Source organism: Bacillus sp. T3, assembly GCF_033449965.1.
Taxonomy (GTDB): domain Bacteria; phylum Bacillota; class Bacilli; order Bacillales; family Cytobacillaceae; genus Bacillus_BU.
Map to the genome: position 1 here is coordinate 1,045,349 of NZ_CP137761.1, position 16,441 is coordinate 1,061,789.

The following is a 16,441-nucleotide window of genomic DNA, read 5'->3' on the forward strand; positions in this document are numbered from 1 at the left end:
ATATCCACTTTTTTAAAAAAATATCTAAATTATTATGGTTTCCTCCTTAAATATGGTTGTTAATTAAATTAATTTGTTAATTAGGATATTCTATTTTAGTAAATAAGGAACTAATAATGAGGTAGATTTAAATCGATAATTGTCGAAAAATGGTTACACAATCGTGAACAATTGAAAAAGCTATTGACACAATTTGAACGGTTACGGTATTATTCTACCTTGAACGGATACTCTCTTATCCCGAGCTGGTGGAGGGACAGGCCCAATGAAACCCAGCAACCTGCTATGTTAAAAATCTATCAAGACATTAGTCTAATGATTTTTCATAGCAAAGGTGCTAACCTGACGCAAGGTATAACCTTGAACGATAAGAGTGAAAGGCGCAATTGTTAACTCAAACCTTTCCTCATTTAATAGGAAAGGTTTTTATTTTGCACCTTTTGAAGTGACGCGTGTCGTTTTTATTCTGTTATCAGGATAAAAACCCCATGTTTATTTCATACTACTTAGGGAATGAGTACCGTATCAAATTGAGGTTACAAATAGGACAGTTACATATTCTTGATTAACCTCGCTTTATTTCTATATAAAAGGAGGAACTCAGATGTCAACAAAACGTCGTTTGTTTACTTCTGAATCGGTAACAGAAGGTCATCCGGATAAGATTTGTGACCAAATTTCTGATGCGATTTTAGATGCGATTTTAGCAAAGGATGCAAATGCTCGCGTTGCTGCTGAAACTTCAGTTACAACTGGTCTTGTACTAGTAGCAGGTGAAATCACAACTTCTACTTATGTCGACATCCCTAAACTTGTTCGTAAAACAATCAAAAACATTGGTTATACACGGGCAAAGTATGGCTTTGATTCAGAAACTTGTGCAGTACTAACTTCAATTGATGAGCAGTCAGCTGATATTGCTATGGGTGTTAACCAAGCACTTGAAGCAAGAGAGGGTAACATGACCGATGATGAAATTGAAGCGATCGGTGCAGGTGACCAAGGTTTAATGTTCGGATTTGCTTGTAATGAAACGAAAGAGCTTATGCCCCTTCCGATTTCGTTAGCGCACAAGCTTGCTCGTCGTCTAACAGAGGTTCGTAAAGAGGATATTCTTCCGTACCTTCGTCCAGATGGTAAAACGCAGGTTACTGTTGAGTATGATGAAAATGACAAGCCAGTGCGGATTGACACAATCGTTATTTCAACTCAACATCACCCAGAAGCTACACTAGAGCAAATTCAACGAAACATTAAAGAACATGTAATTAATCCAGTGGTTCCTACAGAACTAATTGATGAAAATACAAAATACTTCATTAACCCAACAGGCCGCTTCGTAATTGGTGGACCACAAGGCGATGCTGGTTTAACAGGTCGTAAGATTATTGTTGATACTTATGGCGGTTATGCACGTCATGGTGGTGGCGCGTTCTCAGGAAAAGATCCTACAAAGGTTGACCGTTCTGCTGCTTATGCTGCACGCTATGTTGCCAAAAACATCGTTGCAGCGGGTCTTGCTGAAAAAGTTGAAGTTCAGTTTGCGTATGCGATTGGGGTTGCACAACCAGTATCGATTGCGGTGGATACGTTTGGAACTGGCAAGGTAAGCGAGGATGTATTAGTTGACCTTGTTCGCAAAAACTTCGATCTTCGTCCAGCTGGTATTATCAAAATGCTTGACCTTCGTCGTCCTATCTATAAGCAAACAGCTGCTTATGGTCATTTTGGAAGAACTGATATCGATCTTCCTTGGGAACGTACAGATAAAGCAGAAACATTGAAGGCGCAAGCTACTAATTAATATGAACAAAGTAGGAGTTACACTAGGATGTAACTCCTGTTTTTTATTTGATTCCGATATGGTAGTATAGAAGGTATGAATTCAGCAAGAGTCGATTCATAATCAAATTAATGAGGGTTCTTTTATTAAAATAAGGCTTGTTATAGCACATTTTCATGTTTGCACACAATGTTGATTGGAGCGGAAGGTACTCGACTCCTGCGGGAGCAGCGGGACAGGTGAGACCCCGCAGGCGTAAAACGCCGAGGAGGCTCACCGCCCGCCCCGCGCGGCGCTGAGTACCTGGAGCGGAAATCAACATTCTAATTAACACAGCTGTTTATTTAAATAAAGAACTTCTTAAATGAACGGAGAAGGTGAACGTACATAATGTGTGGCTTTATTGGTTGTGTACATGAGAAAACACAAGAATATCGTGATGAACAAAAACAGCTTTTTACTAATATGAACAATGTCATTACTCATCGTGGACCAGATGATGATGGCTATTTTTATGATGAACATATTCAATTCGGCTTTCGTCGCTTAAGTATCATTGATATTGAATGCGGTCATCAGCCGCTTACCTATGAGAATGAACGTTATTGGATTATTTTTAATGGTGAAGTATACAACTATGTTGAGCTTCGTGAAGAGCTGTTGAAAGAAGGCTTAACCTTTGCAACACATTCAGATACAGAAGTAATCATTGCTCTATATAGCCACCTTAAAGAAAAGGCTGTTGAGCGGCTACGTGGGATGTTTGCCTTTGTCATTTGGGACAAACAGGAGCAAACACTTTATGGGGCTAGAGACCCATTCGGTATCAAACCATTCTTTTATTATGAAACTGACGAGCAGACTTATTTTGCTTCAGAAAAGAAAAGTATTTTGCTGGCGCTTGAAAACCAAGCTTTAAATTACGAAGCCATTCAACAATACTTAACTTATCAGTTTGTTCCAGAACCTGCTACTATGACTGACGGAATTCTTAAGCTAGAGCCGGGACATTATTTCACGAAAAAAATCGGCGAGAAAATGAACATTTCCCGTTATTGGAGAGCATCCTTCAAGCCAGTGAATAAATCAGAGGATGCTTTTATCAAAGAAATTAGAGATGTTATGTATGATTCAGTTAAAATCCATATGCGGAGTGATGTACCTGTTGGTTCATTCCTTTCAGGTGGAATTGATTCGTCGATCATAGCATCAATTGCAAAGGAATTTCATCCTGCGATTAAAACCTTCTCAGTTGGCTTTGACCATAATGGCTTTAGCGAAATTGATGTTGCAAAAGAAACGGCAGAAAAGCTTGGGGTTGAAAATATAAGCTATATCATTTCACCTGAAGAATATATAAATGAATTGCCAAAAATTATGTGGCATACCGATGATCCTTTGGCTGACCCAGCTTGTGTTCCGCTTTATTTCGTTGCACGTGAAGCACGAAAGCACGTCACGGTTGTACTATCTGGCGAGGGTGCTGATGAATTATTTGGTGGCTATAATATATATCGTGAGCCGCAGTCGTTAGAGGTATTTAATAATATCCCTGCGATTGGCAAAAAGCTGTTAAAAGGAATTGCGACCATCATGCCAGAGGGTATGAAGGGGAAAAGCTTCATCGAGCGTGGTGTTACACCGATGGAGGAGCGTTATATTGGGAATGCTAAAATGTTCACCGAGGAAGAAAAGCGCAATTTGCTTCATGTCTACAATCCTCAACTGAAGTACACGGATGTCACGAAACCGCTCTATGCTGAGAGCAGAGGCTACGATCCGGTAGACCGGATGCAATTCATCGATATTCACACATGGATGCGTGGAGACATTCTCCTTAAAGCAGATAAAATGACGATGGCACATTCGTTAGAGCTGCGTGTCCCATTCTTGGATAAAGCGGTGTTTGAGGTAGCTTCAAAAATTCCAACTAGCCTGAAAACGGCAAATGGAACAACGAAATATATTTTACGTAAAGCAGTAGAAGGAATTGTTCCTGATCATGTACTAAACAGGAAAAAACTTGGTTTCCCTGTTCCAATCCGTCATTGGTTAAAGGATGAAATGAATGATTGGGCGAAAAAGACGATCCAAGAGAGTAATACTGACCATTTATTTAATAAGGCTTATTTGTTAAAGCTATTAGATGATCATTGTCAAGGTAAAGCAGACAACAGTCGTAAAATCTGGACCGTGTTAATGTTCATGGTTTGGCATGATGTCTATATCGAAAAAAAGTATTCATTTGAGAAAGAACTAGTAAAGCAAAAAGTGATGCAAAATTAAAAAAGAACAGCCTGTTAAGGAGTAAAAAAATCCTTATCAGGCTGTTCTTTTTTAGTCAAACTCTTGGTATTATCCCATCTGTAAAGCTATAATAGTAAAAAACGTTTCAAAAGGAATATACCTTAATACTATGGGGAAACTAAACTAGTTTATTTATTCTGAACATCGTCCTGAACAGATTTATAATATTGAGCCTTTTCTGCGTATTCACGTGAGATTCGCTCCATATCAGCAATGTCGTCAGCGTTTAATTCTCGGATGACCTTAGCAGGTCTGCCGAAAGCAAGCGTATTGGGTGGGATTTTTTTTCCTTGAGGGACAAGACTACCTGCACCGATAAAGGCTCCTTCACCAATCTCTGCATTATCAAGGACTATGGAGCCCATTCCAATTAAAGCTTTCTTTCTAATGATACAGCTATGAAGAATAACCTGATGGCCAACTGTTACTTCATCCTCTAGGATGAGCGGATTGTTCGGACTTTGGTGAAGAATGGAATTATCTTGGATGTTTACTTTTTTACCGATTATGGTCGGGGCAACATCTCCGCGGATGACGGAATTGTACCAAACACTAGATTGGTCACCAATCTTGACGTCTCCAGGTAATGGTAACAAAATCTGCAATAAAAGCAGAATCAGCTATTTGGGGATAAATCCCTTTAAATGGATAAATCATTTAGTTCTCTCCTTTTTCGACTCTTAAAATTAATTTAGCCAAAGATGTGGTTAGTTTGTCAAAGGTTTTTTTATTGAATATTCAAAAAATGTCGATTGATCTAATTGTAACTGCTACTTTTTTGTGATGACGGGGGATATGAAATATGTGGAAATGGGAAGCTGAAGGAGAAGCAAAAGCAGTAATAGTGATGATCCATGGAGCGATGGAGCATCATCGGCGTTACGGTTGGCTTATACAAATGTGGCGTTCTTCAGGCTTTCATGTCGTTATGGGCGATTTGCCAGGGCAAGGAATGACGACGCGTTCTAGTAGAGGTCATATTGATTCCTTTGATGATTATCTTGTTGAAGTGAAGGATTGGATTCAAGCGGCCTACCAATTTGAATTGCCAGTTTTTTTACTAGGTCATAGTATGGGTGGATTAATTGCTGTCCGATTGCTACAGGAGGAAAAACTAAATATCGCAGGCCTTATTCTTTCATCGCCATGCTTTGGGCTAGCCCAGTACCCATCAAAGGTATTAAATGCCCTGTCCATTGCCGTAAATGTTATTTATCCACAATTGAGAATGAATTCGGGCATTACGGTCGAGCTTGCTACTCGCAATCAAGATGTACGCGATGCTGATTTAAATGATACCTTGTACGTAACAAAAGTATCGATTCGTTGGTATCGAGAGCTTGTCGAAGCGATTAAGATGGCCTTTATAAAAATGGATCAGTTACAGGACTTACCATTGTTGGTGATGCAGGCAGGAGACGATAAAATTGTAAACAAGCATCCTGTTCGCGAGTGGTTTAACGGGGTTCCGCTTTCCGAAAAGCGATTTAAGGAATGGAATGGCTGCTACCATGAAATTTTTAATGAGCCTGAGCGTGAGGATATATTTGAATACGCGAAGGATTTCGTCAACAGTCAATTAAAGGCAATTGGTTATTTAGTGTAAGGGCTGTGTTAAAGCTCTATATTGATTTTTGGCACAATGTTGATTGGAGCGAAAATCAACATTCTAATTTAACACAGTCTAATATAAAAGGAGGACAAGGATGCGGACAATTAAGATCCCGACCCGACCAATTAGTTTAATGTCAAAGGTTTATTGGCAGGTTTTTCCGATTGTCCACCAAGAATTGAGCTATTGGAAAAGGCGGGCAAATGAAATTCCAAGCGAGGAGCTCAGGAAACAGGCATTAGCAAGTATTGAAACAAAGACCTTTCATTGTCAAGGCGGGGCTATTCTTTCATTACTAGCTTTAGGAAATCGTCGCAAAGCGATAAAATTTATTGTGGCTTATCAAACAATAAGTGATTACTTGGACAATCTGTGTGATCGAAGTACCTCTCTCGATCCTGATGATTTTGCTGCTCTACATGATGCCATGAAAGATGCACTGACGTTAAACCCAGAACGGCAAAATTACTACCGCTATCGTAACGATCAAGATGATGGAGGATATTTAGCTGAGTTAGCAGAGGTTTGCCGCGGCATTCTAAGGGAAATGAAGCATTTTGATAAAATTAAAAGCTATCTCGATGAATTATGTGAATATTACTGTGATTTGCAAATCCATAAACATGTTGATGAAGAGGAACGAATTCCACGACTTAAGAAATGGTTTAATCATTATCAAAATCAGGTTCCTAATATGGAGTGGTATGAGTTTTCTGCCTGTTCAGGTTCAACTTTAGGTATTTTTTGCTTGTTATCTTATGCGTTACGGGATGATTTTGAGTTGCATCATGCCGAAAGGATTCGCAATGGTTATTTTCCATATATTCAAGGTTTACATATTCTGCTTGATTACTTTATCGATCAAGAGGAAGACCGAGAAGGCGGAGATTTAAATTTCTGTTTTTATTATGATAATCATCAAACCTTGTTTAATCGGTTAAAGCATTTCCTACAGGAGGCAGACCGGCATACGTTCAAGCTTCCGCACCAACGCTTTCATAGGCTGATTAATCGCGGCTTACTTGGTATTTATTTATCAGATCAAAAGGTGTCTAAGCAAAAAAACGTCCAGGAAATTAGCGAAAGAAATGATTAAAACGGGTGGAGCGGTTAGCTATTTCTTTTATGTAAATGGACTTATTTTTCGAAGAGTAGAAAAATGGGTACCTACTTCAATCCTTAGTTCCTTTTTAAAATAGGCTGATGATTTAAGGGTTTATCCCTAGTCATCAGCCTTTTATTTGTTCTTACCGTTTTTCAATAGCAAGGATAAAGGGTGGATTGTTCGCTTGGTTGATAAATTGATATTTAAGAACATGAACTTTTTGTTGATCCAACTGTTGAACAAATTGGAGCAGTTCATCGCGTTCTACAGCTCCTTCTTCATGACCATGGTATATAACTAACACGATAATTGCTTCAGGGGCCATGATTTCGAGCAGTTGCCCAATTGCAGCTATTGTTGTTTGTGCTGTCGTGACGATGGATTTATCACCACCAGGTAAATAACCAAGATTAAAGATTGCACCACGGACCTTACCAAAGTGTTCTTTCGGTACAGATGTCATAATATGTTCATGTCCTTTATGAAAAAGAACAACACGTTCGGATAAACTGTGTTCCTGCAGCCGGGCTTTGGTCGACTCAATTGCTTGCTTTTGAATATCAAACCCAAAAACAGTCCCGTTATCACCTACTAGCCCTGCTAAAAAGGTGGTATCGTGTCCGTTACCAAGTGTTGCATCGATTGCGATGTCACCAGGTCCTATTGCTTGCTCTAATAGCCTCCGAGCAAATGGTAAAATACGTTCGAGCTTCATCGTTTCCAAATCTCCTCTATTAACCTTGGTAATATTTCCCTTGCCAACTGTTGCGTCGAAGGAGCTCCGCATCTATGGCATTAAGAACTTCCCATTTATTGACACTCCACATTGGTCCAATCATTAAATCAATTGGTCCGTCCCCAGTAATACGGTGAATAATCATATCTGGGGGTAAAATCTCTAGTTGATCACATACTAAATTGACATACTCATCAAAAGGGAGAAATTGTAGCATTCCTTTTTCGTATTGCTTGACCATGGGTGTTCCTTTTAATAAATGGAGTAAATGAATTTTAATCCCTTGAACATCTAGCTTGGCCACTTCACGAGCTGTTTCCATCATCATTTCTGGTGTTTCAAGCGGAAGCCCGTTTATGATATGGCTACAGACACGAATACCATGTTTACGAAGCTTGTTAACACCTTCGATATAGCTTGGAAAGTCATGGGCTCTGTTAATCAAAAGAGCTGTTCGTTCGTGAACCGTTTGTAGTCCGAGCTCCACCCATAAATAAGTGCGTTTATTTAAATCAGCTAAATATTCCACCACATCATCTGGTAAGCAGTCAGGTCGTGTCGCAATAGAAAGCCCAACTACACCTTCTTGCTGAAGGACACGTTCATATTTTTCTTTTAACACTTCAACGGGAGCATGAGTGTTAGTAAATGCTTGGAAATAGGCCATATATTTTCCATCTTTCCATTTTTCGTGCATCTTTACTTTAATTTTTGCAAATTGTGTATCTAAATCCTCTGCGCGGTTTCCGGCATAATCACCAGAACCCGCGGCACTGCAAAATGTACAGCCGCCATGAGCAACTGTGCCGTCTCGGTTTGGACAATCAAATCCACCGTCTAGTGCAATTTTAAATACTTTATGGCCAAAGGTTTGGCGTAAATGGTAATTCCATGTATGGTAACGTTTTGAATCCGTTGCATATGGAAAGGGGTTCGTCTGAGTCAATTCAGAATCCTCCTTTTAAATTTCAAAAAAATTAATTCATAAAGAAAATTGTAACATGAAGGATTAGAGGATTCCAAGGGAAATTGATGTAAATAGTTGGTGGCTAGCTCCAGCGTCTAGCCCCTCGAGGTCATAAGCCAATCTGTCAAAAAGGTCAAAGTACGACCTTTCGGCCAGCTCGTCTTATGCTTGTCGGGGCTAAGCAAGCCGCTGCCGCTTTTCTTAATTGGAAGGATTTTAAGTGTGTAGTTCGTGTTAGGAAAGTGAATTGTGAACAAAATAAACAAGAAGCAACTGCTTCGTGTTCATTATGTTCGAGGGAGGAACCGAAAATGGCTACTCGTCAATCCATGGATGAATTTATTCATAAATGTGAAGAGGTCATCAAGTACGCTGAAGACCAAAAAACAATAGCCAGTAAACAGAACCATTATCACGATGACAACTTCACAGATGCTTTGCAAAAGTTAGAGGGCACATATAATGAGCTTGCAGATATGGCAAGAAGTGCAAATGGTCAGCAGCGTGACCAGCTTCATCGCATGCGCCTTCAACTTCAGCAAGTTCAAAATTCAATGATTCTACATGACCATTTTGGGGAGTGAGAAAATAAAGATGAAAAAGCGCTCTAAACAAAATAACCCAGAACAAAAAACGCGAAATGGCATCAACAATCAAGATTTGGAACTAGGGCAAGATTACGATCCCGTGAAAACTTCGAAGAAAAAGTATGAAAAATCGGGTGGACAACCAGTGAAATCGAAATTTCATCCTGAACCCGAACAATCGTCATAAAATTGAAAAACAGCCTCAATCATGCAAATGATCGAGGCTGTTTTTATTTGTAAACACTTTAAGCGTAGTGTTTATGGTGAAAAAAACGTGTTCACAAAGTAGTAACGAACTGCCAAATAAAGTGTGAAGTAGGTCACAGATGGTGCCTTTGAAAAATCGTTAAATAAGGTAGTACCAAATGAAAATAACGACAAGCTCCCAGATGATTTACGAAAGTGAAACGAGAGCTTTTATCGTAGATGATTTTAACCAAGGAAGGAAGAAGAGGATGCGCTATTTTAAGATTTTACTTAGTATATTAGCCTGTTTCTTGTTTGTGCTACCACACGATACAAAAGCAGAAACGACTGCTCCACTCCTAAAAATGGAGGAGCTTGCTATTCAAATTATGCCAGAATATTCTTATCATCCTGAGGATAAGAACAAAGAGAAGCCCCCATTACTAGTTGGTCTACATGGATCATTAATCAACAATAGTCAGCAGCCTCAAAAAGGACAAATTGAAATACCGCTCCCACTTAAAGATAAGGATTTCCGAATTGGTTATGTCGCTGATTATAATCGTGACCAAACGAAAATGAACGAAATAAAATATGAAATTGATAAAGCGAAGGGCACGATATCTTGGACAACGAGTGAAGTAATCCAGCCAGGAGAATTATATAAATTTGTTATTGAGTACTATACAAATGACATTAAGGTTGATAAGAAAAACCATACCCTTACTTATAAATTTCAAAGCTTTGCCGATATTGGTATGGTTCGCGTCTTGTTTTTAGAACCTCTAAAATCCGATAGCTTTAGCTTAACGCCCGCAGCAGAATCACATCAAGAAAATGGGTACGGAATGAACATGTTTATGTACCAGTATCAAGGAATGAAACCCGGGGACATAAAAGAGTACTCATTGAAATATCAGCGTACTGAAACGAAGACAACAATGGACATTATGAATGAGATGGGAAATAAATCAGCAGCTAAAGCTGAAGTAAAAGAAAATAAAACACTTTCTACTAGTGTGATCATTGGGGTCATCGGAGGTTTAAGTGTGCTGATTGCAGGATTGATTCTGTTCATACTTAAAAGAAAAACTAAAAAGCAGAAGACATCTCCTGAACCAAAACAGTTGAATGTTGATTTAGGAAAAATAGATTTTGAAACGAAAAAGAAAAAGCTAAGAGGGATGCTCCTTGATGGAAGCATTACCGAAGAAGAGTATCAACAATTACTTCAAAAGCTTGCTAAATAGAAATTTATTGAAGAATGAATAAAGCTTTGGATCTGTCCAGTCAGCATGAAACAGCAGGTTCATCCGATATTTTTTAAGACAGGCAGGTGCCATGATGTATATATTAGGAAATCTTTCGTTATATCTCGGTCTCGTTATCTCGATTTATTCGTTAATCGCCAATTTTATTGGGATCACAAAACAAAAGTCGAAGTGGTTAGCCAGTGCAAAGGCTGGCGTATTATCAATCACTTTTGTAACGAGTATAGCGACTTTTCTTTTGCTCTTTCTGTTAGGAACGAGTCAATTTCAATACAAATACGTTGCAACTTACACAAATCTTGACCTATCAATGGTTTATAAACTGACAGCCTTTTGGGCAGGGAATGCCGGTTCATTGCTACTATGGTTGTTCTTGTTGTCTGTCTATACGGGAATGGTTGTTTTAACGAAGAAGCGAAATGACATGATTCCTTATGTGACGAGTGTTTTATTGGTAAATATTCTGTTCTTCTTTATTGTTCTAATTTTTAGTGTGAATCCATTTGAGATGACGAAAAGCATACCAGCAGACGGAAAAGGTTTAAATCCGATGCTGCAAAATCCAGGAATGGTCCTTCATCCTGTGACGTTATATATGGGCTATGTTGGTTTAGCTATACCATTTGCGTACGGGATTGCTGCATTGATTATGAAACGGATGGATGCAGATTGGATTAAGATAACGAGACGCTGGACACTAACCGCTTGGTTATTTTTAACATTAGGTAATATTATTGGTGGCTGGTGGGCATATTTAGAGCTTGGCTGGGGCGGCTATTGGGCTTGGGATCCTGTCGAAAATGCATCATTTCTCCCATGGCTGACAGCTTCTGCTTTTCTGCACTCGGTTATGATTCAAGAGCGGAAAAATATGCTTCACACCTGGAATATCAGTTTAATTGTTATTTCCTATTTGCTAACACTGTTCGGCACTTTCTTAGTGCGAAGCGGAATTTTAACAAGTGTTCATGCCTTTGGGGATACAGATCTTGGAACGTACTTTATCATTTTTATGTCTTTTATGACGTTATTGGCGCTTTATATCGTGATGTCTAGATATGGGCTAATTAAAAAAGAAAGCAGCCCGTTTCAGTCTTATTTTTCAAAAGAAAGTAGTTTCTTATTAAATAACCTTATCTTAATCGCTGCTGCATTTGCTGTAATGTGGGGAACCATGTATCCATTAGTATCGGAAGCGATTACTGGAACAAAGGTAAATGTAGGTGCACCGTATTTTAATAAGGTAATGGCGCCGATTATGCTCGGACTGATCCTGCTAATGGCTGTTTGTCCATTGATTGCCTGGCAGAAGGCTTCATTTAATCGGTTTGTAAAAAATATGGTTGGTCCAATTATTGTTTCTGTTGTTTTCGGATTCGGTCTTGTTTTGTACGGGATTCGTGGGGGATTTGCGATTGTCGGTTTATCCTCTTCAGTGTTCATGATTGCAACCCATATTCAAGAATTTTGGCGTGGAATAAGAGCGCGAAGAAAGGCGACAAGTGAAAATTGGGCAACTGCAGCAATCCGATTAATGGTCAAAAATCAACGGCGATATGGCGGATATTTAGTCCATATAGGAGTTGCCATTTTAGCCGTCGGTGTCATTTCATCGCATGCCTATTCAGATGAGGTTTTAAAGACAGTAAATACAGGCGATAGTTTCACGATTGGTGATTATAAATTGACTTTTAACAGCTTAAGTGAACGGACAAAAGGAAGTAATGAAATTGTTCATGCCGATATGACGGTCACTTATCAAGGTGAAAAAATGGGAAAAATCATGCCAGAAAAAGTCTTTTATGACAATTGGCCGGAGCCTTCTACAGAAGTCGAGATTAAAACGAATTTAAAGGAAGATTTATATCTTGTACTCAGCTCTTGGGAAAATCGAGACAAGGCTACCTTTCTAGTTAAGGTCAATCCATTTGTCAGTTGGATTTGGGCTGGGGGATTCATTATGGTGTTGGGAATTGCTGTTGCCTTAATAGGCGGAAAAACAGCAATCCATCGCTTAAACCTACAACCTTTGAAGCGATTGGAGGGCGTAAGTAAATGATGAAAAGAGTCTTCATGGTGACGATTTTCATTGTCGTCATGGTCCCGTCACTAGCACTTGCAGCCTTTACGGTTAACTCAAAGGAATTTCGGCATGTCATTGAACAGTTGGATATGCAAGGGCATGCTGATCATGAACTATCAACCTGTACAGTAAAGAAGGTTTATTACGAGGAAGTAATCGACATGTTGAATGAAGGGAAATCAGAGGAAGAGATCATTCAATCCTATGTCGATGAATATGGTCAAGCTGCGCTAAGGACACCAGGAAACGATTTAGGAGGAATCCTCGCATGGCTTATGCCAGCAATGGGTCTTGTCATTGGAATTGTGATTGTGTTCATTACAATGAAAAAAATTACGTTAAAAAGGTCAAACCAGCACGAAGAGATCGATGTTTGGCAAAGTGAAATCGATCGTGAATTATTTGAAAAAACAATGGATGTAGAGCGACGAAAATTCTTTTAACTTAGTGAATTATCGATTAGCTGGTATGTCTAAGCCAGATCCGTCAGTCGCTAAGGAGGTTAACCATGATAGATTACGTGTATTTGATTGTCGGTTCGATGGTTACAATTATTTGTTTTTATACAATAGCATCTCCCTTTTTTCAAAGGGAGGAGCAGGCTGGGACCAATCATCAGGTTTCAGGTCAGGAGTTGTCAATTGAATTCATATATAGTGCAGTCAATGAATTAGAAATGGATTATTTAATGAAGAAAATTAGCGAAACCGATTTTCAGAAGATGAAGGAGCGCTATCAAATCATAGCTGCTGAATTGCTAAAAGCTGAAGAGGAGCATGTTACGATTGACGCACCCTTTATCAAGGATGAGGATATTTTAATAGAATTGCAAAAGATTCGCAATAAGAAGGGACGAAATGCCGGATGAATCAGCTCCCTCCTTTTCACCCTGATTGGCTCGTCAGTTTTTGGTTTTCGATGCCAATCCTAAGGTCAATCAATCCACATTGGTTTTTAATAACCATTGCAGTCATGGGTTTAGTAATCTTTTTTGCAAGAAGGAAAGGCAAAAGCCTTTCTGCTCCGTTAGATTCAGATGAGCAGCAATTTCAACATTTACTTACAAAAAAACAAATTATTGAGAAGAAATTAGTACAGCTAGAAAACCAAAGATCCCGAGGGGAATTATCAGAAGAAAATTTCCAAAGGAATTTCGATGAATATAAAAAGCATCTGGATAAGGTTAATCTGGATTTGCTTTATTACACCTAAGAAGGCGGTGTAGATTATGAAAAAAAAAATTATGCAGTTATCCATTATCCTACTAGCAGCAGTCTTTATCGGTCTTTTGCTCAATGGCTTAAACGGTAAAGCAACTTCTGCAGAAAAAGGGGAACAAGCCCCTGATTTTACTCTCAAGGATCCGAGTGGCAAGGAATATAAGCTTTCCGATTTAAGAGGGGAAGTAGTTGTTGTTAATTATTTTACGACCTGGTGTGAACCCTGCTTAGATGAAGCTCCTGAATTGGAGGCATTTAACAGTGAATATAAAGATGCGAAATTATTGGTTTTAGCAAAGGGAGAAACTTCTTCCAGGGTTAAGAAATATATCGATTTATCTGGATCAAAGCTTACGTATTTACTAGATACAAAAGAAGAAACAGCGAAGGCCTACAATGTTGTTGGTCAGCCAGGAGACGCTGATTATCAATGAAGAAGGCATCATTCGTGAGCGGTTCTCTGGACCAACGACGAAGGAAAAGCTGATTGAAATGATTGAAAAGCTTCATTAACTTTGGTTAGAGCACTTATGTGTTTTAATAGATATTTATTTTTGCCTGGGAGGTGAAAACATGTTGAAAAAGTTGCTGAAAATGGACAAACGCTTGCTTCTATTGATTGGTTTATTTATAGGGATCATCGTCTCGGTGGTTACAGCTAAAACGTTGGCCTATACGGATTCTGCAGAGTTTTGTAAGAGCTGTCATATTATGAATAATGTTTATGACTCGTTCACAGATTCTACTCATGCGGAATTAGCTTGTGGGTCTTGCCACTTACCACACGATTCATTAGTGAGTAAATATACCTTCAAGGCCAAATCAGGTTTAGGGCATGTGTACTTTAATACATTAGGAGAGGATAAAATCCCAGGTGTATTACATCCAACAGATGGCTCGAAGGATGCAATTAATCACAATTGTATGAGCTGTCACAAAAGCACTTTAGAGAATGTTTCACATGATGCAAAGGAAAGTTGTACAGAATGTCATCAGTCTGTACCGCATGGAAAGGGATTTAAAACAGAGGATTTCTATAAAGCACCTAAACCAGGAGAGCTTTTAGAAAATAAGGGAGGTACGATGAATAATGGCTAGGAAATTACATTGGGTCTATTTAAGCCTAGTCGCTGTCATCATGCTAATTTCAGGATGCTCAGGAGCTGAAGAGACAAAAAAAGCAGAAGAGCTAAAAACGGGATTATCAAAGGATGAAATTAGTAATGAAGCATTTAAGGATTTATTCCCGCTTCAATATGACAGCTACAAGAAGAATGAAAAAATGGAAGATACAAAATACAGTGGTTCCGTTAAGCGAAGTAAATTTGATCAGGATAAAGAACCGTATTTACCAATTCTTTTTAACGGTTACGGATTTGCAACTGAGTACAATGAAGATCGTGGTCACATCTATGCAAATGAGGATATCCGTGCGGTTGCACGTATTACAGATAAATCAGTAGGTTCTTGTTTAACCTGTAAATCAACTGCCGTTCCGCATATGATTGAGGAAATGGGTGAGGATTACTGGGGAGCGAACTTTAACAGTGAGATTTGGCCTAAAGCAGAATCAATGGGCCATTCACCAATTGGCTGTTCAGACTGTCACGATCCGGAAACAATGGATTTACGTGTGACTCGTCCAAGCTTCGTAAAAGCGATGGAATCAAAAGGCGTGGACATGTCTAAACCGACAAAAAATGAAATGCGTAGTTATGTCTGCGGACAGTGTCACGTAGAATACTACTTTGATGCAACTACGAGCGAAGTAACATTCCCTTGGGCAAATGGTTTCAAGCCTGAAGAAATGTATCAATACTACCAAACTACTGCTAAAGAAAAAGGTTTTGAGAAAGACTGGATTAGTAATGTTTCAGGTACTCCGATGTTAAAAGCACAACATCCTGATTTTGAAACCTTCTCAGAAGGACCTCACGGTAAAGCTCAAGTTGCTTGTGCTGACTGTCATATGCCTTATGAGCGTGTTGATGGTAAGAAGAAAATCAGTTCACACTGGTGGACATCTCCATTAAAAACGATGAAACAATCTTGTGGAACATGTCATACAAATCGTGAACTTGATGAATTAGAAAAACGTGTAATTGATATTCAAGATACACATATGGAAGCATTGCACCAAGCTGAAGATGTATCAATTTCTTCGCACTACTATGTAAATAAAATGATTACTTCTGGTGTTGCACAAGATAAAATCAAGGCAGCACAAGAACTAGTCCGTAAAGGTCAATGGTATTGGGATATTGTAGCGGCTGAAAGCTCAGCTGGATTCCATAACCCACAAGGTTCTATGAATTCTTTAAGAATTTCACTTGAAGCGTCTAACGAAGCGATTCGTATTGCAACAGAAGAGCTAGTTAAGAAGGGTGTAAGTATTGAAGAATTGAATGGTGAGATAGAAAAAGTTAAGAAGGCTGTAACAGATGAGAAGGATAACTTTAAAAAGAAAGATCAAGCAATCAATAGTTATTTCCCAGCTCAACAGCCCCCTGCAGCACCTGCTGCACCAAAAAATAAGATGCAATAAATTCGAAACACTGGGTAATGGCCGTTACCCGGTGTTTTC

The 16,441-nt window shown here is 39.0% G+C and carries 16 protein-coding genes, 2 pseudogenes and 1 riboswitch; of the genes and pseudogenes, 15 read left to right on the plus strand and 3 right to left on the minus strand.

The window, feature by feature from the left end; translation table 11 throughout:
* Positions 1–232 precede the first annotated feature (232 nt).
* Positions 233–374: riboswitch (SAM riboswitch) on the plus strand.
* 230 nt (positions 375–604) lie between these two features.
* Positions 605–1,804, plus strand: a complete 1,200-nt coding sequence (metK, locus tag RGF10_RS05410) for a methionine adenosyltransferase (protein ID WP_318507908.1) — start codon at positions 605–607, stop codon at positions 1,802–1,804.
* A gap of 369 nt (positions 1,805–2,173) precedes the next feature.
* Positions 2,174–4,069, plus strand: coding sequence for an asparagine synthase (glutamine-hydrolyzing) (gene asnB, locus RGF10_RS05415; RefSeq protein ID WP_318507909.1), 1,896 nt, complete (start codon positions 2,174–2,176; stop codon positions 4,067–4,069).
* A 149-nt stretch (positions 4,070–4,218) separates the two neighbouring features.
* Here asnB and RGF10_RS05420 read toward each other — a convergent pair.
* Positions 4,219–4,747 (minus strand): annotated as a pseudogene (locus RGF10_RS05420) (gamma carbonic anhydrase family protein).
* 145 nt (positions 4,748–4,892) lie between these two features.
* On the opposite strand from RGF10_RS05420, the gene RGF10_RS05425 reads away from it, so the two are divergent.
* Positions 4,893–5,696, plus strand: a complete 804-nt coding sequence (locus tag RGF10_RS05425; RefSeq protein WP_318507911.1) for an alpha/beta hydrolase — start codon at positions 4,893–4,895, stop codon at positions 5,694–5,696.
* Positions 5,697–5,796: 100 nt separating this feature from the next.
* Positions 5,797–6,901: pseudogene (locus RGF10_RS05430) on the plus strand (tetraprenyl-beta-curcumene synthase family protein).
* 48 nt (positions 6,902–6,949) lie between these two features.
* Here the strand turns inward: RGF10_RS05430 and RGF10_RS05435 are convergent.
* Together RGF10_RS05435 and RGF10_RS05440 are read right to left on the minus strand one after the other, a co-directional pair.
* The gene (locus RGF10_RS05435) at positions 6,950–7,522 is read right to left on the minus strand and encodes a tRNA 5-(aminomethyl)-2-thiouridylate-methyltransferase MnmM (RefSeq protein ID WP_318507912.1); all 573 of its coding nucleotides are present in this window, start codon (positions 7,520–7,522) and stop codon (positions 6,950–6,952) included.
* A gap of 19 nt (positions 7,523–7,541) precedes the next feature.
* A complete protein-coding gene (locus RGF10_RS05440) occupies positions 7,542–8,489 on the minus strand; it encodes a tRNA modification radical SAM protein MnmL/YtqA (RefSeq protein ID WP_318507913.1) in 948 nt (315 codons plus the stop codon).
* A gap of 332 nt (positions 8,490–8,821) precedes the next feature.
* On the opposite strand from RGF10_RS05440, the gene RGF10_RS05445 reads away from it, so the two are divergent.
* From RGF10_RS05445 to RGF10_RS05490, 11 genes are all read left to right on the plus strand, one after another.
* A complete protein-coding gene (locus RGF10_RS05445; protein ID WP_318507915.1) occupies positions 8,822–9,094 on the plus strand; it encodes a YtzC family protein in 273 nt (90 codons plus the stop codon).
* 10 nt (positions 9,095–9,104) lie between these two features.
* Positions 9,105–9,284 (plus strand): glycogen biosynthesis protein GlgD, encoded by a 180-nt coding sequence (locus RGF10_RS05450; RefSeq protein WP_318507916.1) that lies wholly within the window; start codon positions 9,105–9,107, stop codon positions 9,282–9,284.
* A 178-nt stretch (positions 9,285–9,462) separates the two neighbouring features.
* On the plus strand, positions 9,463–10,533 hold the full coding sequence (locus RGF10_RS05455; protein WP_318507918.1) for an EGFR-like transmembrane domain-containing protein: 1,071 nt from the start codon (positions 9,463–9,465) through the stop codon (positions 10,531–10,533).
* A 91-nt stretch (positions 10,534–10,624) separates the two neighbouring features.
* Positions 10,625–12,613: a heme lyase CcmF/NrfE family subunit gene (locus RGF10_RS05460; RefSeq protein WP_318507919.1), complete on the plus strand. Its 1,989-nt coding sequence runs from the start codon at positions 10,625–10,627 to the stop codon at positions 12,611–12,613.
* Complete coding sequence (locus RGF10_RS05465; protein WP_318507920.1) at positions 12,610–13,080, plus strand: cytochrome c-type biogenesis protein CcmH; 471 nt, start codon at positions 12,610–12,612, stop codon at positions 13,078–13,080. The genes RGF10_RS05460 and RGF10_RS05465 overlap by 4 nt, the downstream gene beginning before the upstream one ends.
* 65 nt (positions 13,081–13,145) lie before the next feature.
* Positions 13,146–13,505, plus strand: a complete 360-nt coding sequence (locus tag RGF10_RS05470) for a hypothetical protein (RefSeq protein ID WP_318507922.1) — start codon at positions 13,146–13,148, stop codon at positions 13,503–13,505.
* A complete protein-coding gene (locus RGF10_RS05475; RefSeq protein ID WP_318507924.1) occupies positions 13,502–13,849 on the plus strand; it encodes a hypothetical protein in 348 nt (115 codons plus the stop codon). Before RGF10_RS05470 ends, RGF10_RS05475 begins: the two co-directional genes overlap by 4 nt.
* Before the next feature lie 16 nt (positions 13,850–13,865).
* A complete protein-coding gene (locus RGF10_RS05480; protein WP_318507926.1) occupies positions 13,866–14,291 on the plus strand; it encodes a TlpA family protein disulfide reductase in 426 nt (141 codons plus the stop codon).
* Positions 14,254–14,370: a TlpA family protein disulfide reductase gene (locus tag RGF10_RS23775; RefSeq protein WP_412176681.1), complete on the plus strand. Its 117-nt coding sequence runs from the start codon at positions 14,254–14,256 to the stop codon at positions 14,368–14,370. Before RGF10_RS05480 ends, RGF10_RS23775 begins: the two co-directional genes overlap by 38 nt.
* A gap of 60 nt (positions 14,371–14,430) precedes the next feature.
* Positions 14,431–14,955: a NapC/NirT family cytochrome c gene (locus tag RGF10_RS05485; protein WP_318507928.1), complete on the plus strand. Its 525-nt coding sequence runs from the start codon at positions 14,431–14,433 to the stop codon at positions 14,953–14,955.
* Positions 14,948–16,402, plus strand: a complete 1,455-nt coding sequence (locus RGF10_RS05490; protein ID WP_318507929.1) for an ammonia-forming cytochrome c nitrite reductase subunit c552 — start codon at positions 14,948–14,950, stop codon at positions 16,400–16,402. Before RGF10_RS05485 ends, RGF10_RS05490 begins: the two co-directional genes overlap by 8 nt.
* Positions 16,403–16,441 lie beyond the last annotated feature (39 nt).